Source organism: Streptomyces sp. SID3212, from assembly GCF_009865405.1.
Taxonomy (GTDB): domain Bacteria; phylum Actinomycetota; class Actinomycetes; order Streptomycetales; family Streptomycetaceae; genus Streptomyces.
Genome location: NZ_WWJY01000854.1, coordinates 1 through 476, shown reverse-complemented (window position 1 = coordinate 476; position 476 = coordinate 1). Strand labels below are relative to the sequence as shown.

Genomic DNA, 476 nt, shown 5'->3' with positions numbered 1-476 from the left:
CGGGCGCCAACCTCCGCGCCGAGCCGCCAGGACCGCGGGGCCGGGGCGAGGGCACCGGCCCGCGCTCCACCGTCGTGGTCGGCGCGCACCTCGACACGGTGCTGGACAGTCCGGGGGCCGACGACAACGCGTCGGGGGTCGCGGTGGTCCTGGAGACCGCGCGGGTCCTCGCGCGGCTGCCCCAGCCGCCGGACGTCACCCTGATGCTGTTCGACATGGAGGAGACGGGCCTGATCGGCTCGCGGGAAGCCGTACGGCAGTTGGTGGGCACCCGCCGCGTCGCCGGGATGATCTGCCTGGAATCGGTGGGCTACTTCTCCTCGGCCCTCGGCAGCCAGCGGCTCCCGCCGGGCGCGGGCCTGGCGTTCCCCGCCGCCGCGGAGGCGATCGCCGAGGGCCACCACCGGGGCGACTTCACCCTCGTGGTCCACCGCACGTCCTCCCGCCCGGCCGCCGAGGCGTGGGCGCGGGCCGCC

1 protein-coding gene is annotated in these 476 nt (G+C 77.3%); it reads left to right on the top strand.

The window, feature by feature from the left end:
- Nucleotides 1-476: M28 family peptidase (locus GT042_RS25805; RefSeq protein ID WP_161311127.1), on the top strand; the 476-nt coding region annotated here is incomplete at both ends.